Origin of the sequence: Bradyrhizobium sp. PRIMUS42, assembly GCF_023006515.1 — a bacterium.
Taxonomy (GTDB): Bacteria; Pseudomonadota; Alphaproteobacteria; order Rhizobiales; family Xanthobacteraceae; genus Bradyrhizobium.
The window spans coordinates 1-1,587 of sequence record NZ_JALBGZ010001050.1 but is presented as its reverse complement, the minus strand read 5'-3'; the positions used below and the strand labels follow the sequence as shown (position 1 = coordinate 1,587).

At 65.2% G+C, this 1,587-nt stretch carries 2 protein-coding genes and 1 pseudogene; all 3 read right to left on the bottom strand.

Annotation, left to right across the window (positions count from 1 at the left end; genetic code table 11):
• On the bottom strand, window positions 1–653 hold a 653-nt coding region (locus MOV75_RS37385), incomplete at its 3' end, for a PAS domain S-box protein (RefSeq protein WP_247007910.1).
• Between the two features lie 183 nt (window positions 654–836).
• Window positions 837–1,310, bottom strand: a complete 474-nt coding sequence (locus tag MOV75_RS37380; protein WP_246932485.1) for a hypothetical protein — start codon at window positions 1,308–1,310, stop codon at window positions 837–839.
• 96 nt (window positions 1,311–1,406) lie between these two features.
• Window positions 1,407–1,587, bottom strand: a pseudogene (locus MOV75_RS37375) (ATP-binding protein); the annotation flags it as partial.

The following is a 1,587-nucleotide window of genomic DNA, read 5'->3' as shown; positions in this document are numbered from 1 at the left end:
CGCTCGGTCTCGGTGCGGTCGGTGACGTCGCGTCCCACGCTCTGCAATTCGGCGGGTTGCCCGGCATCGAGGCGGACGTAGCCCTCGCGCCACGCAATCCAGCGCGCGCCAAGCGGGGTTGCGATCTTCTGGTCGTGGATGCGCGTGCCGTTGCTCTCGCGCGCGCTGTCGCCCTGCTCCAGCACGTCGAAGTCGAAACGCGTGCCGACCAGCGCGCTGCGCACCTGTCCGGCGAGGGCACAATAGGCCTCGTTGGCAAAGGTGATGCGGCCGCTTGTGTCGCGCAGCACGATGAGGTCGCCCTGCTGTTCGAACAGGCTGCGGGCGCGTTCTTCCGCTTCCTTCAGCTCCCAATTGCGGTCGATCAGCGCCTCGTTGTGGGCGGCGAGCTTACGCAGCCGCTTATGGACGAAGCGCAGGCGCATGCTCAGCGTCGCAAGGCCGAGGCAGGCGAGCGCGAACAGGAAGCTGGCGCCGATCGCGAAGGCGTGGGGGTCGTAGCCGGAATTCTCGGACCGGCTGCCGGTCACGAAACCATAGGCGCCGCCGAAGGTCGCCGAGAAGATCATGAAGGAGCGGATCGCAAAGGCAATTCGGGGGTGCTGTCGCCTGAAGCGGCGCATGCGCACCTTGATCCGGAACGTCCGACCCATCGTCACCGACCCCGACTCTTTTCGAAATCCTGCCACCCGCCGGCTGTGACGATGTCGCGCCGACCTTGCGAACAGCTTGAGGCTTTGGCGTCGCCTCCAAACAGGATTAACGAGGTGTTAACGCCTCAGAGCATGATCCGGAAAAGTGTTCGGCGGTTTTCCGAAAGATCATGCTCAAACAATTTACAGCGAGGCGGCCTGGAGCGGGAGCGGGCGATGGCCGCCATGGGCGCCGACGATCAGCGCCGCCGCCTCGCGCTGCGAGAACGTCTTCGAGCGCACATAGATGCGATAATCAGCCGGGCCCTCGCTGGAGAGGTAGACCACCGGCCCGCCATCGACCGGCTGAGCGGCGATCGAGACAAGGCGCGTCGACGGATTGGCCTGGCAGGAGTCCGGTTCGGAACCTAGGCCGTCGTCGACCACGGCGAAGTCCGCCGCGTCAGCATCATCGGTAATCTGGACCCGCACGGTGGCGCGCTCCGGATCCTCGGTGAAGGCCACGTGCACGCCGGCCGTCCAGAACAGCGAGGTCAGCTCGACCGAGGTGTCGCCGAGCGCGATGCAGGGATGTGAGACCGATCCGATTTCGCCGCGGGCGAATGCAACAGCCGCCAGGAGGGGAACAACCGAGGCCAGGATCTTGAAACGCAACATGACACTCTACTCGCCGGGGCCCGAGGAACTCATTGGGCCTTATGGTTTGCAGAGCGTAAAGGAAACTCGTTACCGCCGGGTTGATGCGCAGAATGATCAAGCCAGCTGCCGTACATCCTCCGCGAGTGCGCGATAGGACAGCGCTTCGGCCAGATGCACCCGGCCGATCTTGTCGGCATGATCGAGATCGGCCAGCGTGCGCGCCACCCGCAGCACGCGGTGATAGCCGCGCGCCGACAGCCGCATGGTCTCGGCGGCGTCGCTCAGCAGTTTGGCG